Origin of the sequence: Peribacillus sp. NPDC094092 (assembly GCF_050279365.1) — a bacterium.
Taxonomy (GTDB): Bacteria; Bacillota; Bacilli; order Bacillales; family DSM-1321; genus Peribacillus.
This window is the reverse complement of record NZ_JBNNUC010000001.1, coordinates 231,761-249,817: the sequence shown is the minus strand read 5'-3', so window position 1 is coordinate 249,817 and position 18,057 is coordinate 231,761. Positions and strand designations below refer to the sequence as shown.

The following is an 18,057-nucleotide window of genomic DNA, read 5'->3' as shown; positions in this document are numbered from 1 at the left end:
GAAGGGATGCCAATTAGACAATTAGAATAATGCCCGATTCATTATCTGTAATAGGGATAAGGATAAGCGCTTGTTATCCTGCAGTGTTTGGAAACAAGGAGATACGAGCCTGGTCATTCGATGGGTGGCTATCGCTCTCGATTCAACTAGCCGTTTTCCTTTAGTGGTCAAGGCGTTGATTCTATCTAATGCAACTCTTGGGGCAGCTGTTGTTAGTATGGAGGAAAGTTGAAATGATTACTATCTATCGAAGCGTTAACCAATATGCAAAGCAGAGGCAGTGCACTACTGGCGCCTGTGTTTCTGTCTGGTAATGGAAGCGAAACGCATCTGGCCGCAAGTGCTCCCGCTTAGGATACCGGTCATTTTTCTTTCTCTTTATCAAATTCAAACCAAGTGGACATCCTATCTTCAATATCTGTTCCGCCTTTGGTCTTGTGTTGAGAACTGATAGTGTGTCAAGGATTTTTTGGACATTGATTCCTAATTCCAGTTTTTTCATTGTTCGGGAATTTGGTCTAATTATGTTATCGACAGGATCCAAGTGTGTTAATGATTATGGTACGGGTTTAATAGACAAGCCATTGGAAGTATGCATCCAAAACATTCACCAAATGGACTACCAGAAAAAAAATGTACATATAACGCATTTCTTTTTATGAAGAAAGCCTTTACTGAATGGGTTATATTCAGGAGAAAATGAGATTTATTCACAACGGGGGGAATACTCGAATGGCAAGCGAAGAAAAAGAGAAAGAGAAATATAGTGCTAATTCATTGGTTAGAGGATTGGAAATCATAAAGCTCTTTAATGAAGTACAGCCGAGTTTGTCTCTTTCAGAAATTGCAAAACAACTGGGAGTAAGCAGAACGGTACCTTATCGTTTATTATTCACATTACAAAATATTGGTTATTTGTCTCAGGATGAACATACCAAACGTTATAGTTTAACGCCAAAGGTTCTAGAATTGGGATTCAGCTATTTGAATAGCTTGAAATTCCAGGAAATCGTCCAACCATATATGGAGAACTTGCGTGATGAAATCGGAGCCTCCTGCCATTTATCCATTTTGGATGGACAGGAAGTTGTTTATGTTGGAAGTGCCCCGATCAGAGGTGTATCCGCTGTCAATGTGAACATAGGTTTGCGGCTGCCGGCACATGCTTTGGCCAATGGAAAATTACTTTTGGCATATCAACCGAAAGAAATGCTGATGCAAATGTTCAAAATCTCAAACCTGACTCCTTATACAGACAAAACACTCACCGCGCCGGGTGAATTTCAAAAACAGCTGGATTCAATTCGGCAGAATGGTTATTCGATGACAAGCGGGGAATTCCACCCGGGCATCCGTTCTGTTGCCGCTCCGATTTTTGATAGGACTGGGAAAGTATTGGCTGCCTTAAATGTCGTGGCAACTGAGTCTGCTTATCAGGAGGATTTCATCGATAAAATTGCCTTGCCGAAACTGTTGGAAGTATCTCGTGAATTATCCGCCTATATGGGATATAGCGGGGTTAAGCCATATCAGCACGAAGATGTCTGAACAACTTAAAAGTGACAATCGTCAATAAGTGAATAACCTCTTTCAATAGTGTGGATCTCCCAACAGGGTATCCACACTTTTTTGTGTTGAAGAAAAGCGGATATTAGATTAGAACGTTACAAGTTTATCCCAAAGCACTGAGCGTTCCGATAATAAAAATAGTTTTTAATATTCTAAAAACTCATTGACAATGAAGCGGTTTCATTTTAGACTTAATTCATAGACAAAACAATGTTTTGCTTATGAAACATAATCTAGTTTTGAAACAACCAATAAGGGAGGATTTTTAAAATGACTAAAGAAGCTTTTTCAGTGAAGGATTTTGAAAAAAAATATGTTGCCCGATTGAAAGACCGTTCGCTTGATTGGGATGTCTTGAAGTTCCAAGAAGAAATCGATCCCGCATATAGACGTGCACAGATGAGATATATCGGACGTGGAGCAACTGCCAATAACGATACGAATGTAATTGCAGGTGTACATTTCACTTTAAGTACAATGGTTCTTCCTCCGGGATGCATCGGGCCTTTGCACCTTCACGATGATGTTGAAGAAGTATTTTTCATTCTTGAGGGTGAAGTCACGGCATTAATTCAAGAGGATAGCTACAGCGAGGTGCATGAAATTAAATTAAGTGCCAGAGATTGCATCAGCAGCCCACCAGGGGTTTATCGGGGAATTAGGAATGATGGGGATGTGGAGGCGCGCATGCTCGTGATGCTAGGGGCAGTGAAGCCTAACTTACCGACTTATCCTGAAGGCAGTGACCTGGAAGAACTGCGTAAACAGCGCGCTAAAGAAAGAGAAGCCATTATTAAAGACTGATCATTTAGCTGAAAAGGGCACCTGCATTATGAAAATTAATGAGGCGCCCTTTTCGATTAGATTGTAAAAAATGGCCCATGCAAATAATCAAAAGGCCAATCTAAATTAAGGGAGGTATAAAAAATGCTTGGGATTACTCATTTACGGCATATAAGCATGATAACTCCGAATTTCGATGATCAAGCAGAGTTTTACGAAAAGGTTTGGGGACTTGATAGAGTGGATGTTCCGGAAGAGGAGAATACGGTTTATTTCCGCGGGGCTGGACCGGAACATCATATTTTAAGCCTTCACAAGGGAGAAAAAAGGGGTTTGCATCATATAGCTTTTGGAATGGTCGATAAAAATGCGGTGGATCGTGCAGCAGGGATCTTACAATCGAAGGGCGTTCGAATTATTGAACCGCCTGGATATTTGGATGAAGCAGGTGCCGGTTATGGCCTGCGGTTTATTGATCCGGAAAACCGCGTAATAGAGCTTTCGGCCTGGGTGGAAGTGCAAACGTCTATTTGGAGCAAGAAAAATGTTGACCCAGTGAAATTGAACCATGTTGTAATGAACACGAAGAACTTGGATATGATCGTTGAGTTTTACACGGACGTACTTGGTTTTAAAGTTACTGATTGGAGTGAGCACCAAATGTCATTCCTGCGGTGCAACAGGAAACATCACTCCATTGCCTTCAATCAGGATGAGCATGCGTCAGTCAATCATATCGCATACGAGGTCGATTCCGTGGATGAACTGATGCGTGGAATAAGCAATGTGCGAAAAGCGGGCTTGTCAGAACTTTGGGGACCTGGACGTCATGGGCCTGGAGACAATATTTTCTGTTATTTTCAAGATCCAGGCGGTTTTGTTATGGAGTATACATGTTATCTGGAAACGATTGAAGATGAATCGGAGTGGAGAGCACGTGTATGGAAACGGGTCCCGCATTTAATGGATCAGTGGGGGATTGCAGGTCCGCCGAAACCAGAAGCCCGCAAAGCAATGGGAGGAGATCCCGATCCGGGCTGGGTTGATTCTCATATAGATGATTCAGTCATGGCGGAAAAATGAGTGGATATTGATTTGATTTCCTCCCATTATTCTTGCGCGTAGTTAGGACAGCGTTTAAGGAAAATGGCTATGAAAAGGAGTGGCGAAAGTGGATTTAGGATTGCAAGGAAAAGTGGCTGTCATAATGGGCGGCACGTCGGGCGTGGGATTAAAAACAGCAGAAATGTTTCTGGCTGAAGGTGCTAAAGTGGCTATATGCGGCAGAAGTGCAGAGCGGATGGAAAGTGCACAAACCCAATTGCTCTCATTTGGTGAAAAGGCAGATATATTTGCATCAACATGTGATGTCACCTCAAAATCGGATGTGGATTCTTTCATTAATGGTACCGCTGAGAAGTTTGGCGGAATCGATATATTGGTGAATGCAGCCGGTCAAAGCGTGATGGGTCACTTTTTTGACATAACGGATGAGCAGTGGGATGAACAGATTCAGTTAAAGTTCTTTGCCATCATATATGCTGTTCGTGCTACGCATCCCCATTTAGTGAAAAGGGGAGGTGGGCGGATCATTAATATTAATGCAACGCTTGCTAAAGAACCTGAACGTCATATGGTAGCGACTGCAGCAGCAAGGGCTGGTCTCCTTAATTTAAGTAAAACCTTGTCCCAGGAATTGGCCTTAGACAATATATTGGTAAATTCAGTGAGTCTTGGATTGATCCGGACCGATCAATGGGAGCGAAGAAGATTGAAAAATGCGCCCGATATGGACCCTGAAGAGTATTACGGAAACCTTGCGAAAAAACGGAATATCCCACTCGGCCGGGTTGGTGAAGCGGAAGAAGTGGCCAGTGTCATTGTTTTCCTTGCTTCAGACAAAGCAAGTTATGTAGCGGGTTCGACGATTGAGACGGCAGGAGCGATTGGAAAGGCACTATAATATATTACAAAAAAAGGTAGGATAACGCGATGAAAATACAAGAAGAAATAGAGTTTACGACCGCCGATTCCATCGTAAAGGAGCTGGTTCAAGCAGGAGTGCAAACTGCTTTCGGGATTGTCAGCATTCACAATATGCCCATCTATGATGCAATTCTAAGAGAAGGGAGCATCAAACTCATTTGTTCACGCGGCGAAAGCGGCGCAGTCAACATGGCTGATGGATATGCCCGAGCCACTGGGAAATTGGGTGTAGTGATTACGAGTACCGGAACAGGGGCAGGAAATGCTGCTGGTTCACTGGTTGAAGCATGGGCAGCTGGCGTCCCCCTACTTCATCTTACCGGTGAAGTAGCTTCTTCTTATCTTGGTACGGGCAAAGGATACATACATGAGTGTAAAGACCAGCTCTCAATGATGAGCGGAGCTTGTAAAAGTGCAGTAAGGCTTAGAAACCCTGAGCAATGTGCAGCAGTTGTAAGGAAGGCGATCCAAGAAGCGTTAACCGCACCGACTGGTCCGGTTACATTAGAAATCCCGATAGACTATCAATCGGCGATCATTGAAGATCTTTCACTCGAGGGGCTGCGGGCTTCAACTTCTGATTCAAATCCATTGCCATTTATTCCTGAACAAGCCGTGCAAAAAATAGTAGGTGCACGCCGTCCAGTAATATGGGCTGGTGGTGGAGTCATCAGTGCCAATGCTTCGCAAGAGCTGCAAAAATTAGCGGAACTCCTTGGTGCAGCGGTTATAACAAGTCAGTCTGGAAAAGGGGCGATTCCAGAAAACCATGAACAATGCATAGGACACTTTGCAGCATATGAAACAACAAAAGAGTTTTTAAGAAATGCAGATTTATTGATTAGCGTAGGTGTAAGGTTTAGGGGGAATGAAACATCCAACTGGAAAGTGCCGGTGCCACAAGAACATATAGCAATCGATGCGGATTGGCAGGCCATTAACCGGAATTATAAAGCTTCGTTAGGTTTGGTTGGCGATGCAAAAGATATGCTGGCTGCCATCATTCAAAAGCTTGAAGAACATTCAGTTCATGCGGAACCTTCTTATTTACAAGAAGTTCTTTCACTTAGAAATGAAGTGCGCGCCCAACTCAGGGAAACGCTTGGACCTTATGAGCAATTTGTGGATGGTATGAGGGAGGTATTACCAGACGATACCATTCTGGTTCGTGATGTAACCGTACAGGCAAACGTTTGGGGCAGCCGTTTATTTGAAATCTATGAACCGAGAACATCCATTCATGCATCAGGCGGCGGAATTGGTCAAGGTCTTCCAACAGCAATCGGTGCCCAAATGGGATGTCAGGATAAAACCGTCGTTCTTATGGCTGGAGATGGTGGGTTTATGGTGAATGTTGGGGAAATGGTTACTGCAGCTGAAGAAAACTTACCGATTATCATCGTATTGTTTGATGACTCAGGCTATGGGGTTCTTCGTAATATTCAAACCGCCGCATATGGTCGGCAAGTAGCCGTTGATTTATTGAGTCCTGATTTTGTGAAACTGGCTGAGTCCATGCATTTTGATGCTGTCCGTATTGGTTCTGGAGATGAATTCGTATCCGAACTGAAAAAGGCAAAGGAAAGACGTAAACCTTCAATGATCGTTGTTGATATGGAAGCTGTGGGGCCAATGGCCAAGCCATTTGGCGGACCGCCAGGAGCTGCGGAAGCATTCAAGCCAAAAAAACTATAAGGAGGATTGACAATGATTTCGACATATCCATTTGTTTCAGGAAAATATCTAGTTAATGGAGAATGGAAAACATCGGCGGATAAAGTCGATGTAGTAAATCCGGCATATACATCGGAAGTAGTTGGCCAGGTGGCAAAATGCTCAGAGGAAATCGCGAATGACGCCATTGAAGCGGCAGAAAATGCTTTTGAAACGTGGTCTCGTTCTGATATTGGGGACCGTGCAAACAGGATGAACACAGCTGCAGAAGAACTTACAAAAGTAATCGAGGAAAATGTTACAGTGTTTGTACGTGAAAATGGGAAAACACTTGTTGAAGCTAAAAAGGATTTCCTGCGCTGTGTTGAAGTCATGAGGGGCTGTGCAGCAGAGTTACTACATTGGTGGAAGCCTGAAGTGCTCCATGGAAATCAAAAAGTTCAGGTCCGGAGAAGGGCAAGAGGTGTCACGGCTATAATCACACCGTGGAATTCTCCGATGATATTAACATTTAAACGTGTGATACCTGCTGTTTTGGCAGGCAATTCCGTTGTCGTAAAACCTGCAACGAATTGTCCTTTAACGATAATGACCTGTTTAAAAGTAGTTGCTGAACATTTTCCGCCAGGAGTCATCAATATAGTCTCTGGATCAGGAAAAGCAATAGGCGACAAACTCTGTTCCGATTCACGTGTACGGACATTGGCGTTTGTCGGGAGTACGGAAACCGGAAAAGATATCATGCAGAAATCGGCTGGACATTTGCAAAAAATATATATGGAACTTGGCGGAAATGATCCTGCCATCATTTTGGAAGATGCCAATTTGGATGAAGCGGCCATCAAACGTTTGAGGATGGGGATTTTACGGGCAGCGGGTCAGGTCTGTTCTGCAGTAAAAAGGGTGTACGTCCAAGAATCACGTTATGATGAGGTTGTGGAAAAGCTGACCAAAGAGTTTAGCCGGATGGTAATTGGTGATGGCATTCAGCCTGACGTGACCATGGGTCCATTGAATAATAAAACGCAATATGACTTTGTTAATGGCTTGATCGAACGTACGGCTAAGGCAGGAGGGAATATAATCACAACCGGCATACAGCTGAATCCGGAAACTTGGGATAAAGGTTATTATATGCTTCCTTCCATTATTACTGGCGTCAATCAGCAGAGCGAACTGGTTCGGGTGGAACAATTTGGACCCATCATTCCAATTTTACCTTTCAAAGATATTGATGAAGCTGTAAAATTAGCGAATGATAGTGAGTTTGCGCTGCGTGCATCTGTTTGGACCGAGAATGAAGATATCGCTGTCGAAATGGCAGATCGCCTCGAAGCTGGTGCGGTTTTCCATAATAATCATACCGTTTTCAGCGACTTGGCTCTGGATTTCCCTGGCTTAAAAGAAAGTGGTGTTTCGCGGGAAACAAGACATTGCGGATTGGAATTCTTTGCGGACTCATACGGGTTTGCTGATTGAGGAAGGATGAAATTACATGAAATTAGGTTTAATCGGGTGCGGTAATATCGGAAAATTTCTGCTTCAGGCCATTAATAACGACGGGCTTCTTCCAGGTGGGAAAATCGTTGCGATTTATGCCCGCCGTGAAGAAATCGCGGCACAACTAGCTGAAGAATTCAGGACACAGCCATATAGTGATGTCGATGAACTCCTTAAAACCGATGTAGATTTAGTCATAGAGGCTGCAACGATTGAAGCAGCTGAAGAGTATGCATTGAAAGTGCTTAAAAGCGGGAAGGATCTTTTGCTGAGCAGTATTGGCGTGATGGCGAATCCTGCCTTTGAAGAACAATCAAATTCGATTTGTAAAATGAATGACGTGAATATTCTCCTTCCGTCTGGTGCGATTGGAGGACTCGATGTACTTAAGTCTGCAAAAGCGGTGAATGGCCTTGAATCTGTTTGCATCACCACAAGAAAACCGCCAAACGCATTGCCAGCAGGTTCTACAGTGACTGAAGAAACGGTATTATTTGAAGGATCTGCTGCAGAAGCGATCAAACAGTTTCCGAGAAACATTAATGTTGCGATTGTGCTGTCTATGGCTGGTCTTGGATCTGAAAAGACGAAAGTGAAAATCATTGCCGATCCCAATGTGTTAAAAAACAATCACTTGATAGAAGCGTCAGGTTCGTTCGGGAAACTGAAACTGGAAGTGGAAAATGATCCAATGCCAAATAATCCGAAAACGAGTTATCTAGCGGCATTAAGTGTTTTGGCTACTCTGCAAAATAAGGAAAAGAGCGTTCAAATCGGGTAGACTTATGATTTTAAGCTTGGAAGGGAGAGAAAAAGTATGCTTAAAACTGATAAATCCTTAGAAGAAATGTCGAAACAGCAAGTTATTAACTATCTGAACGAAACGGTTAAACCAGAGGAAGGCGCTATACCTGCATACCTCCTTGGAGACCCAAAGGTTTATGATATAGAACATGAAAAAGTGTTTCTGAAAACATGGGTTTTTATCGGTCATGATTCTGAAGTACCCAACAAAGGAGACTTCATGACCCGTGAACTGGCTGGCTACTCGCTCATCATCACTCGTGATGCCGAAGGGGAAATCAGGGCGTTTTATAATATGTGCACACATCGCGGAATGAAACTATGCCGTGCAGATAAAGGGAACAAGTCATTATTTACGTGTCCCTACCATGGGTTTAATTTTAAAAACACTGGTGAGCTCGTAGGGGTGCCATTACAAAAGGACATATACGGGGGCAACCTTGACCGGTCGGAAATGGGCCTTCATAAAGTGAAGCTTGAATCCTATAAAGGTCTTTTATTTGGAACTTGGAATGAAGATGCAGAGCCGCTTGAAGAATTTCTTGGAGACATTAAATGGTATTTGGATATACTTGTAGGCCGTGCAGAAATGGAAGTAATCGGGGTCCCGCAAAGATTCGTTGTCAATTCCAACTGGAAAGTTGGTTCAGATAACTTTGTTGGTGATTCCTATCACACGATGGTCACACACGGCTCCATTGCAAAACTGGGCATGGTTCCCAATGCTACCTATTCAAAGCGTGGTTTTCAAATCCATACGGATAACGGTCATGGACTGAACTTAGGGACACCTAACCCTGAATTCGCTTTCCCGGAAGAATTGAAAGAGGAATTTAAAACTAATTTGTCTGAAGAACAGTATGGAGTGTTATCAAACTTAAAGAATATGATCGGTAACGTTTTCCCTAACTTATCATTTTTAATATCCCATACAAAAATCAAAGACCAATTCATCTCCAACACTTCAATTAGAATGTGGCGGCCAATCGGTCACAATAAAATGGAAGTGATCGCTTGGATGCTCGTGGAAAAGAACGCCTCCCAAGATTGGAAAGATAGATCAAGGGATTCATTCATATTGACCTTTAGCCCATCCGGTATTTTCGAACAGGATGATACGGAAGTGTTTACGGATATTACTGAAGCAGCTCAAGGCCCAATGCCTTTCCTAAAGAATTTAACCTACAATTATACAATGGGGCTTCATCGTGAACCAGTTGATTTTATAGGACCGGGTGTTGCTTACGATGATAAATTCACTGAAGCGAGTCAAAGGAATTTTTACAAGTACTGGCTTGAATTAATGACGAAATGATAAGCGGGAGGGGGAACGGAAATGAATGTGGAAAAAATGTTGCTCAAATGTGAATTTGAACAGTGGCTGTATGATGAAGCTCAACTGCTGGATGATATTGAATTTGATGATTGGTTCGATTTAATGCACCCGAGCTTGCGTTACCAAATGCCTGTACGTGTTAATAAAGAAGGGGTGGAACGCCCGGATTATTCAACGGAAATGTTTACATTTAATGATGATATTGAGCTTCTTAAATTGCGCGTGGATCGTTTGAAAACGGATTATGCTTGGGCGGAAATACCGCCATCAAGAACACGGCGTTTTGTCTCTAATGTACGTGTTAAAGACTTTGTAGAAGGTGAAAAGGCAGTCGTGAAGAGCTATCTGCTAATCTATCGAAGCCGCAGCACGGATATTCAACATGATTTGATTTCGGGGGAACGAAATGATGAATTCATCTTCGAAGAAGGTAAATGGAAACTTTCCAAACGGATATTCATTGTTGATCAATCAACGATAAATACCAGAAATCTTGCTATCTTCGTATAATTATTGACTTGGATAAAAAGAGATAACAAGGAGGCTGGCTACAATGGCAATGGCGTTAAAGGATAAAGTAGTGTTGATTACCGGGGGCAATTCAGGAATCGGGGAAGCTGTCACGAGACGTTTCATACAAGAAGGGGCAAAAGTCAGCATCATCGGCCGCTCGATGGAAACGCTGAAGAAAATGAAAGAGGAGTTTGGTGATGAGATTCTCATTAACCAAGGCGATGTAAGCAAATATGAAGACAATGAGAGGGCTGTCCAGGCTACAGTCGAGCAATTTGGAAAGCTGGACGTTTTCGTTGCTAATGCAGGTGTTTTTGATGGATTTGCTAAATTTGCCGACGTAACTCCCGATGCACTTTCCGAAGCATATGATTTTCTGATCGATATTAACGTTAAAGGATCTTTCTTCGGTGCTAAAGCCGCTCTTGTAGAATTGCAAAAAACGAATGGCAATATTATTTTCACCGTATCCGGTGCTAGTTTTTATCCGGATGGCGGCGGGGTATGGTACACAGCAAGCAAGCATGCCCAAATAGGGTTGATGCGCCAACTAGCCTTTGAACTTGCTCCTGACATTAGGGTGAATGCTGTAGCGCCTGGTGGCACTCTTACAGCATTATCGGTCATTCCTCCCCTACGTCCATTCGTTAAAATCGTGGATAATGAAACGAAGGCCAATAGCATAAAAAAAAGAAACCCTCTTCAGCTTGCACAGATGCCCGAAGATCATGTAGGAGCATATGTACTGTTAGCATCGGACGCAGCTCGTGCGATTACCGGCGAAGTCATCTCCAGTGATGGAGGATTGTCAGTTCGCGGACTGGGTTGAGTTCATTACAAAATAAACTTTGGAAAGAAGGTTTATAAGTATGGCTGAATCACTATTGGGAAATAGGAATATTAATCAATTAGCATTTGTTGTAAAAGATATTGAAGCTGCTAATCTAGCTTTCACAAAACTGCTGGGCATAAAGAAGGCAGAGCCATTTTTAACTGGTGACAGTTCTGTTTCGAAAGTCACTTTTAGAGGTGTACCAACGGAATCACAATCCAAACTGGCTTTTCTGAATACACCAACGGTCCAATTTGAACTAATAGAGCCCGATAAAAATCCAGGAACGATGCGTGAGTTCCTGGATAAAGTAGGTGAAGGGATCCACCATATAGCTTTTGATGTAGACTCTATTCAAAAGAGGCTGCCAGTCATGGAGAAATGCGGATACCCAGCTTTGCAAACGGGTGAATTCACTTCAAGTGACGGCCGATATGTATATGTGGATACATTAGATGATCATAAAACGTTAGTTGAACTGCTTGAAAGTGCAGAGCCAAGAAAAACGGCATGGGAGAGACCGGAAGATGCAAGCGTTCAGCCGCTATTAGGGACTAACAAAGTGGAACAGATTGCGTTAGTGGTAAAAGACCTGGATGCGGCTGCAGATGCATATTGTAAGTTGTTGGGGATTCAAAAACCTCCGATCATCCATTCTGGTTCAACCGATATTACAAACGTGATATACAAAGGGAAGCCCACTGAAGGAAAATCAAAATATATGTTCATCGATACCCCGTTGATTCAAATTGAATTGATCGAGCCGGGAGAATCACCTAGTACGTGGAAAGATCATCTTGAAGCATTTGGTGAGGGTGTTCACCATATCTCTTTTGTCGTTAAAGACATGGAGGATAAAATGGAGATGTTAGAAGAAATGGGCTATCCGGTCATACAGACAGGTAACTTTTTTAACGGAAAAGGCCGATATGCCTATATGGATACAACATCGACCTTTAAAGTGATTATTGAACTTTTAGAACGATTTGATGAGTAATCATGTACCAATGGAACATCAAAAGGTTTCCGGATACAATTGTTTAGAGGAAAGAACTCCAATTGTCATTAAATCGAAAACCTAGCCATTTCCTTCCTAATCAGCTGATCAACTTACTAGTCAAGTGAAACTGTAAAAAGCAAATACAAGGCAATGGGCAGGAAGGGGACTTCAACCATGGCCTTGTACGGTTGGCATAAAGGTGGAAAAGTTAACAACAAAATAGGAAAAAACCATTGACAAATAATTCTGAATATTAATATTATTAAAAGTAGTTATCGGCTTGGATTTTTTTATACTAAGATGTATACATGTATGCAGGTGAGATATTCTTTTTTCTAAGAAGCAAATGGGTATGAAAAATTTGTACGATCGGGGGCGAAGAGAATTGGAGATATCCGGAAAAATAAACTTTGATTATAGTGCCGAAGTGATTTGGGAAGCCATGCATAATCCGGAATTACTCAAGAATGCCATTCCAGGATGTCAAAACCTTTCATTAGTTGCAGATGGTGAATATGATGTTGAACTTAAGCTTGGTGTTGCAGCTGTAAAAGGTGACTACACGGGAAAGGTGAAATTGAAGGATTTGGAAGTGCCACATCAGTATATTTTAAATGCTGAAGGCAGCGGGAAGCCAGGATTTGTTTCTGCTGAAATGGACTGTAAAATCATCCCTGATGGTGATGGTTGTCAATTAATTTGGGAATGTGAGGCAGATATAGGTGGAATGATCGCTGGTGTGGGAAGCAGGGTCATTGGTGGCATTGCAAAATTCATGGCAGGTAAATTCTTTAAAGATATGGAGAAACAGCTAAAAACGCATCAAAGAATTTGATGCCGGTCATTCAATTACGAATGGAGGGGTTCCTATCAAACCAGCTAAGTTTAATTACCTTCGGCCTTCGAGCTTGGAAGAAGCGGTCCACTATTTATCGGAATATGGCGAAGATGCCAAGGTTTTATCCGGGGGACAAAGTTTGATTCCATTATTGAATATGAGACTTTCAACTCCAAAATACCTTATTGATATAGGCAGGGCAGAAGGGTTGCGTTATATACAAGAAGATGGTGAATCACTGGTCATCGGAGCATTGACGAAACACAGGGAAATAGAAAAATCGGGATTGGTCAAGGATAAGTGTCCATTGCTATCGGAAGCGATCCAGTGGGTAGGCCATGAACAAATACGCAATCGGGGAACTGTTGGCGGCAGCATTGCCCATGGTGATCCATCTGCGGAGCTGCCATGCGTTTTAACCGCTTTGAGAGGAGAAATAGTACTTGCCGATGTGAACGGAGAAGAAATAGTAAGCCCTGAAGAGTTCTTCCTTACCTATATGCTTACATCTTTACAGCCGGATCAATTGGTTAAAGAGATCCGTTTCCCGATATTGAAGCCGACTAGTGGATCTGCATTTGTTGAGGTGGCTAGAAGGCATGGGGATTTTGGTTTGGTTGAGGTGGCAGCAGTAGTGGAGTTGGGTGAAGATGGAAGTTTTTCCGAAGTTAAATTAGCCATTGGCGGCGTTAATTCCATTCCTACAGCTTTAGAGGATGTGGAGAAGCTTTTGGTTGGAAAGGAACCGACTGAAGAAATTCTTAAGGAAGCGAGCTTCTTAACCATGGAGATGATCGAACCTGAATCCGACCTCCATGGTACTGCTGAATATAGAAGGGAACTATCCGGTACGATGGTTATCCGTGCCTTAAAGCAAGCGACCGTTCGTGCAAAAGGGGGCAGGGTGATGTGATGGATGGAGTTAAGATAAATCTAAAAGTAAACGGACAAGATATATCGAGGGTAGTAGACACTAGATTGCTATTATCGGATTTTATCAGGGAAAACCTCTTACTTACTGGAACACATATTGGTTGTGAACATGGAGTTTGCGGTGCTTGTACAATCCATGTTAACGGTGTTCCTGTCCGCTCATGTTTAATGCTTGCAGTCCAAGCGGATGGATGTGAAGTCAAGACTGTGGAGTCCCTTATCAATGAAAATGGGAATCTTAATCACCTACAGCAAGCTTTTTCGGATAATCATGCCCTGCAATGCGGATTTTGTACACCGGGATTTTTGATGACTGTTTCGAGTTTTCTGAAAGAAAATTCAAATCCAGGTGAAGAAGAAATAAGAAAATGCATTTCAGGAAATTTATGTCGATGCACGGGTTACTCCAATATTATTAAAGCTGTGAAGCAGGCTGCCCAAACTGTGTCCAATTAAGGAGGGAACAGCATGACAAAATACGTTGGCCAAAGTGTTAAGCGGAAGGAAGATTATCGTTTGGTTACAGGTACAGGGCAATTCGTGGGAGATATCCGAATGGCAAATATGGTTGAAGCAGTCTTTGTCCGCAGCACACATGCACATGCCACAATCAAAGGGATTGATATTTCTGATGCTCAGGCATTGGAAGGGGTGCATGCCATTCTCACGGGAATGGATATAGATGGTATCATAAAGCCTCTTGTCCAATTTGAATCACACTGTGCATTGCCTCCCAATCTGGAGGAAGCGATCAATCCCACCATCCATTATTGCTATGAAGATGTCCTGGCCAAGAATAAGGTGAAGTATGTAGGGCAGCCCATTGCAGTCGTCGTTGCAGAAAACAGGTATGTGGCCGAAGATGCAGCCGATTTAATAAAAGTGGAATATGAGACGTTACCAGTGGTTGTCGACCCATTCAAGTCAATGGAAAAAGAAGCACCTTTGATTCAAGAACATTTACAGAATAACGTTCAGTCAAATTTCCATGTTGCGACAGGAGATGCTGTACAGTCGCTTAAAGATGCGGATCATATTCTGAAGGCAAGAATTCAAACTCCTAGAGTTTCATCCAACCCGCTTGAAACGAGGGGGGTCGTTTCCACCTATGAAAACCGTACAGATCAATTTCATGTATATTCTTCCACTCAACTTCCTTTTGAAATCAGAACGTATATTGCTAGATCATTGGGTTTGGTTGAACAGCAAATCAGGGTGACAGCACCTGATGTAGGTGGCGGTTTCGGTCCAAAAGGTGGGGTACACCCAGAAGAAATCATGATTCCATATCTATCCAAGTTACTGAGGAGACCTGTCAAGTGGATTGAAGACCGTCTGGAACATTTGACAAGTGCCCGCCATTCACGGGATCAAATCCATGATGTTGAGGTAGCTTATAATCTGGATGGAACCATTTTGGGAATTAAAGATCACTTCATTATTGATAGTGGCGCCGTCAATTATTTCGGATTAACATGTGCCTACAATAGTGCCTACCATCTAAGGGGAGCATATAAGATTCCAAACTATGATGTTACTTGCCAGATTGTCTTGACGAATAAAACACCGAATGTTCCATTCCGGGGAGCAGGGAGACCAGAGGTCGTTTTTGTAATGGATCGAATAATCGATATGGTCGCAAGAAAGTTGAAAAAAGATCCAGTGGAAGTAATGCGAAAGAACATGATTCAAGCAGAGGATATGCCCTATGACCAAGGAATTTTGGTTAAAGATGGAGCAAAACTGATTTATGATAGCGGGGACTATCCCGCTGCACTGGATCAAGGGTTGAAAATGGTCGATTACGAAGGGTTTAGAGAGCAGCAAATAGAGTTGAAAAAGCAAGGAAAGCTATTCGGTGTCGGCATTTCCACTTATGTAGAAGGCACCGGTGCAGGTCCATTCGAAAGTGCCCATGTCACGGTTGATGGTTCCGGTCAGGTTGTGGCATACCTTGGGGCATCCCCGCAGGGGCAGGGTCACGAAACGGTATTCTCCCAAATCTGTGCGGATGAATTAATGCTTAGCCCAAATGAAATTACAATAAGGGTCGGGGATACAGCGAACTTGGACTTTGGTGCCGGAACGTACGCAAGCCGGAGTGCAGTGAATGCCGGATCTGCCATTCAAATTGCTTCAGCGAAATTAAGGGGGAAAGTATTGGCCGTAGCAGCTGCCATGCTTGATGTTGAATCATCTGATTTACAAATGGAAAATGGAAAAGTCTTCGTTAGGGCCGAACCTGAAAAATGTGTGAACTATAAGGAAATTGCGGAAGCGGCGCGTCCAGGAAACAGATGCAAGGTGCCTGTTGGAATGGAACCAGGCCTGCAAGTCACACATTACTTCGTTCCGCCCACCGTTACTTTTTCTTCGTCCGTCCACATTGCCATGGTGGAAGTGGATAAGGAAACGGGTTTTGTCGAGTTGAAGGGTTATAGTGTGGTCCATGACGCTGGTAAGGTCATCAATCCAATGATCGTGGATGGTCAAGTGCAGGGTGGCATAGCACAGGGGATTGGTGCAGCACTATATGAAGAAGTCGTATACGATGAGAAAGGCCAACTTTTGACAGGATCTTATATGGATTATTTATTGCCGACTTCCATGGAGATTCCGACTGTTGAAAAGTCCCATCAAGAATTCCTCTCTACCAGAAATCCACTTGGAATCAAGGGAGTAGGCGAAGGAGGGGCCATTTCCCCGCCTGCAGCCATAGCGAATGCTGTCGTCGATGCGCTCGCACCATTAGAAATCACGATCAATCAATTGCCCATTAGCCCAAGTAAACTCCGTAATTGGATTAAGGATGCGGAATCGAAAAAGTACAAAATCGAAATAGGTTAAAAAATTCATTTGGCGTTTAGAATTCATTGTTGATGGATAATGCCCTATGCCATGACAGAAGAACAGACGAGCATGAAAATGGAAGTGTAAATAGGGGATTACACTAGTTTTTGAACATTTCATGATAATAGGGGCTGATTTTTTGAATAATTTAAATCCACAACTGCATGATGCATCGGGCAAAATGACGAATACCCGTTGGATCTTTACGGCTTTTCCTTTGCTTGTTCTTTTCACTGTTTCCATGATGGATAAGGCAAATATTAATATTTTGCTAGCCAACAAGCCTTTTCTAATGGATTTGGGCATTGATGGTAACTTAGTGAAAGGAACACTTAGCAGCATATTTTTAGTCACTTATGCTTTTGGTCAATTAGCTTGGGGCTTCATCGTTGATAAAATAGGTGCATTGCGCAGCGGTTTCATCGGGATCGCTCTGTGGGCTTTTGCAATGGTTTTAGGTGGAATGGCCGATTCCATCAGTGCGATTTTATGGTCCAGGGCCATATTGGGAATAGGTGAAGGAGTCCTGTATCCAATGGCATTGAAATTGACTTCAAGCTGGTTCCCGCAGAATGAACAAGCAAAGGCACAGACAACTTGGTATAACGGAAATGCGATAGGACCAGTTCTGGGGCTTCCGTTAATAGCGATCATAGCGTCCACATATGGCTGGAGGGAAAGTTACTTTATTCTTGCAGCTTTATCTGTCGTCTGTTTGATATTATTTGTAATCATGACAAGAGATAATCCAGCTAAGCATTATGCGGTTAATTCAATGGAATTAAACTATATTCAAAGTAATCAAAAAACGGGGAAAACTCCAACCGCAAGTAAAGATAATGTTAAAGCGGTTCTTGCTAGTCCGATGTTCTGGATCTTAACGATTGTATATTCTTGCATTTCCATTGCTTATTATGGGATTTCGACCTTTTTACCAAGTTATTTGACAGAAGAAAAAGGGATTGCCTTTGTTAATTCCGCTGTTATAAATGCAGGAGGATTCGCATTAGCCATTGTTGTACAAATGGTGGCGGGTTTTCTTTCCGATCGATTCATGAAGAGGGCTATTTTTGTAGGAGGGGCATGCGGGCTTATCATCGTTTTCATGCTTTTCTCCCTTTTCACTTCTAACAGCACATTTGCGGCCATCTTGAGCATTTTATTGATAGGTCTTCTATTTATGCCAGCTGCCCTGACCATGACCATGCTTCATCGTGTCGCTTCACCCGAGGTGATGGGGAGCATCAGTGGGGTTTTCGGGTGTGTATCGTATTTAATTGCGGCTCTTGGACCCATTGTTGTCGGTTTATTCAGTCAAATGAGCGGTTCATATAATGGCGGGTTCATTGCCCTTTTATGTTTTGTTGCCCTTTCCCTTTTCTTAAGTGTTTTCTTAGTCAGAAAGGGATATTAGTGCTATGAAGAATCATTGAAAATGA

The 18,057-nt window shown here is 42.8% G+C and carries 17 protein-coding genes; all 17 read left to right on the top strand.

Going from position 1 to position 18,057, the window contains the following annotated elements; all coding sequences use genetic code 11:
* The first annotated feature begins 70 nt into the window (after positions 1 to 70).
* The 17 genes from ACQKNS_RS01150 to ACQKNS_RS01070 all read left to right on the top strand — a co-directional run bounded on the left by ACQKNS_RS01150 (position 71) and on the right by ACQKNS_RS01070 (position 18,032).
* Positions 71 to 232 carry a hypothetical protein gene (locus ACQKNS_RS01150; protein ID WP_427640794.1) on the top strand — a complete coding sequence of 54 codons (162 nt, stop codon included), beginning with the start codon at positions 71 to 73 and terminating at the stop codon, positions 230 to 232.
* 500 nt (positions 233 to 732) lie between these two features.
* The gene (locus ACQKNS_RS01145) at positions 733 to 1,548 is read left to right on the top strand and encodes an IclR family transcriptional regulator (RefSeq protein WP_427640793.1); all 816 of its coding nucleotides are present in this window, start codon (positions 733 to 735) and stop codon (positions 1,546 to 1,548) included.
* 291 nt (positions 1,549 to 1,839) lie between these two features.
* Complete coding sequence (locus ACQKNS_RS01140; RefSeq protein WP_427640792.1) at positions 1,840 to 2,373, top strand: cupin domain-containing protein; 534 nt, start codon at positions 1,840 to 1,842, stop codon at positions 2,371 to 2,373.
* Between the two features lie 123 nt (positions 2,374 to 2,496).
* Positions 2,497 to 3,435: a VOC family protein gene (locus ACQKNS_RS01135; RefSeq protein WP_427640791.1), complete on the top strand. Its 939-nt coding sequence runs from the start codon at positions 2,497 to 2,499 to the stop codon at positions 3,433 to 3,435.
* 88 nt (positions 3,436 to 3,523) lie between these two features.
* Positions 3,524 to 4,315, top strand: a complete 792-nt coding sequence (locus ACQKNS_RS01130; protein ID WP_427640790.1) for an SDR family oxidoreductase — start codon at positions 3,524 to 3,526, stop codon at positions 4,313 to 4,315.
* A gap of 29 nt (positions 4,316 to 4,344) precedes the next feature.
* Positions 4,345 to 6,033 (top strand): thiamine pyrophosphate-binding protein, encoded by a 1,689-nt coding sequence (locus ACQKNS_RS01125; RefSeq protein WP_427640789.1) that lies wholly within the window; start codon positions 4,345 to 4,347, stop codon positions 6,031 to 6,033.
* Positions 6,034 to 6,045: 12 nt separating this feature from the next.
* Complete coding sequence (locus tag ACQKNS_RS01120) at positions 6,046 to 7,491, top strand: aldehyde dehydrogenase family protein (RefSeq protein WP_427640788.1); 1,446 nt, start codon at positions 6,046 to 6,048, stop codon at positions 7,489 to 7,491.
* 16 nt (positions 7,492 to 7,507) lie between these two features.
* Positions 7,508 to 8,293, top strand: a complete 786-nt coding sequence (gene nadX / locus ACQKNS_RS01115) for an aspartate dehydrogenase (protein ID WP_427640787.1) — start codon at positions 7,508 to 7,510, stop codon at positions 8,291 to 8,293.
* Positions 8,294 to 8,329: 36 nt separating this feature from the next.
* Positions 8,330 to 9,631, top strand: a complete 1,302-nt coding sequence (locus ACQKNS_RS01110) for an aromatic ring-hydroxylating oxygenase subunit alpha (protein WP_427640786.1) — start codon at positions 8,330 to 8,332, stop codon at positions 9,629 to 9,631.
* A gap of 21 nt (positions 9,632 to 9,652) precedes the next feature.
* Positions 9,653 to 10,162 carry an aromatic-ring-hydroxylating dioxygenase subunit beta gene (locus tag ACQKNS_RS01105; RefSeq protein ID WP_427640785.1) on the top strand — a complete coding sequence of 170 codons (510 nt, stop codon included), beginning with the start codon at positions 9,653 to 9,655 and terminating at the stop codon, positions 10,160 to 10,162.
* A gap of 43 nt (positions 10,163 to 10,205) precedes the next feature.
* Positions 10,206 to 10,994 carry an SDR family NAD(P)-dependent oxidoreductase gene (locus ACQKNS_RS01100; protein ID WP_427640784.1) on the top strand — a complete coding sequence of 263 codons (789 nt, stop codon included), beginning with the start codon at positions 10,206 to 10,208 and terminating at the stop codon, positions 10,992 to 10,994.
* Between the two features lie 40 nt (positions 10,995 to 11,034).
* The gene (locus tag ACQKNS_RS01095) at positions 11,035 to 11,994 is read left to right on the top strand and encodes a VOC family protein (RefSeq protein ID WP_427640783.1); all 960 of its coding nucleotides are present in this window, start codon (positions 11,035 to 11,037) and stop codon (positions 11,992 to 11,994) included.
* A gap of 355 nt (positions 11,995 to 12,349) precedes the next feature.
* The gene (locus ACQKNS_RS01090) at positions 12,350 to 12,832 is read left to right on the top strand and encodes an SRPBCC family protein (protein WP_427640782.1); all 483 of its coding nucleotides are present in this window, start codon (positions 12,350 to 12,352) and stop codon (positions 12,830 to 12,832) included.
* On the top strand, positions 12,819 to 13,748 hold the full coding sequence (locus ACQKNS_RS01085; RefSeq protein ID WP_427642099.1) for an FAD binding domain-containing protein: 930 nt from the start codon (positions 12,819 to 12,821) through the stop codon (positions 13,746 to 13,748). Before ACQKNS_RS01090 ends, ACQKNS_RS01085 begins: the two co-directional genes overlap by 14 nt.
* Positions 13,748 to 14,224, top strand: coding sequence for a (2Fe-2S)-binding protein (locus tag ACQKNS_RS01080; protein WP_427642098.1), 477 nt, complete (start codon positions 13,748 to 13,750; stop codon positions 14,222 to 14,224). Before ACQKNS_RS01085 ends, ACQKNS_RS01080 begins: the two co-directional genes overlap by 1 nt.
* A 12-nt stretch (positions 14,225 to 14,236) precedes the next feature.
* Entirely contained in the window at positions 14,237 to 16,615 is a 2,379-nt protein-coding gene (locus ACQKNS_RS01075; protein WP_427640781.1) for a xanthine dehydrogenase family protein molybdopterin-binding subunit, read from the top strand.
* 142 nt (positions 16,616 to 16,757) lie between these two features.
* A complete protein-coding gene (locus ACQKNS_RS01070) occupies positions 16,758 to 18,032 on the top strand; it encodes an MFS transporter (RefSeq protein WP_427640780.1) in 1,275 nt (424 codons plus the stop codon).
* Positions 18,033 to 18,057: the final 25 nt, after the last annotated feature.

Coding starts and splice junctions, on each gene's coding strand:
- ACQKNS_RS01110 (WP_427640786.1), top strand. CDS start 8,330: ATGCTTAAAACTGATAAATCCTTAGAAGAAATGTCGAAACAGCAAGTT.
- ACQKNS_RS01075 (WP_427640781.1), top strand. CDS start 14,237: ATGACAAAATACGTTGGCCAAAGTGTTAAGCGGAAGGAAGATTATCGT.
- ACQKNS_RS01125 (WP_427640789.1), top strand. CDS start 4,345: ATGAAAATACAAGAAGAAATAGAGTTTACGACCGCCGATTCCATCGTA.
- ACQKNS_RS01145 (WP_427640793.1), top strand. CDS start 733: ATGGCAAGCGAAGAAAAAGAGAAAGAGAAATATAGTGCTAATTCATTG.
- ACQKNS_RS01135 (WP_427640791.1), top strand. CDS start 2,497: ATGCTTGGGATTACTCATTTACGGCATATAAGCATGATAACTCCGAAT.
- ACQKNS_RS01080 (WP_427642098.1), top strand. CDS start 13,748: ATGGATGGAGTTAAGATAAATCTAAAAGTAAACGGACAAGATATATCG.
- ACQKNS_RS01095 (WP_427640783.1), top strand. CDS start 11,035: ATGGCTGAATCACTATTGGGAAATAGGAATATTAATCAATTAGCATTT.
- nadX (WP_427640787.1), top strand. CDS start 7,508: ATGAAATTAGGTTTAATCGGGTGCGGTAATATCGGAAAATTTCTGCTT.
- ACQKNS_RS01105 (WP_427640785.1), top strand. CDS start 9,653: ATGAATGTGGAAAAAATGTTGCTCAAATGTGAATTTGAACAGTGGCTG.
- ACQKNS_RS01100 (WP_427640784.1), top strand. CDS start 10,206: ATGGCAATGGCGTTAAAGGATAAAGTAGTGTTGATTACCGGGGGCAAT.
- ACQKNS_RS01120 (WP_427640788.1), top strand. CDS start 6,046: ATGATTTCGACATATCCATTTGTTTCAGGAAAATATCTAGTTAATGGA.
- ACQKNS_RS01140 (WP_427640792.1), top strand. CDS start 1,840: ATGACTAAAGAAGCTTTTTCAGTGAAGGATTTTGAAAAAAAATATGTT.
- ACQKNS_RS01090 (WP_427640782.1), top strand. CDS start 12,350: ATGAAAAATTTGTACGATCGGGGGCGAAGAGAATTGGAGATATCCGGA.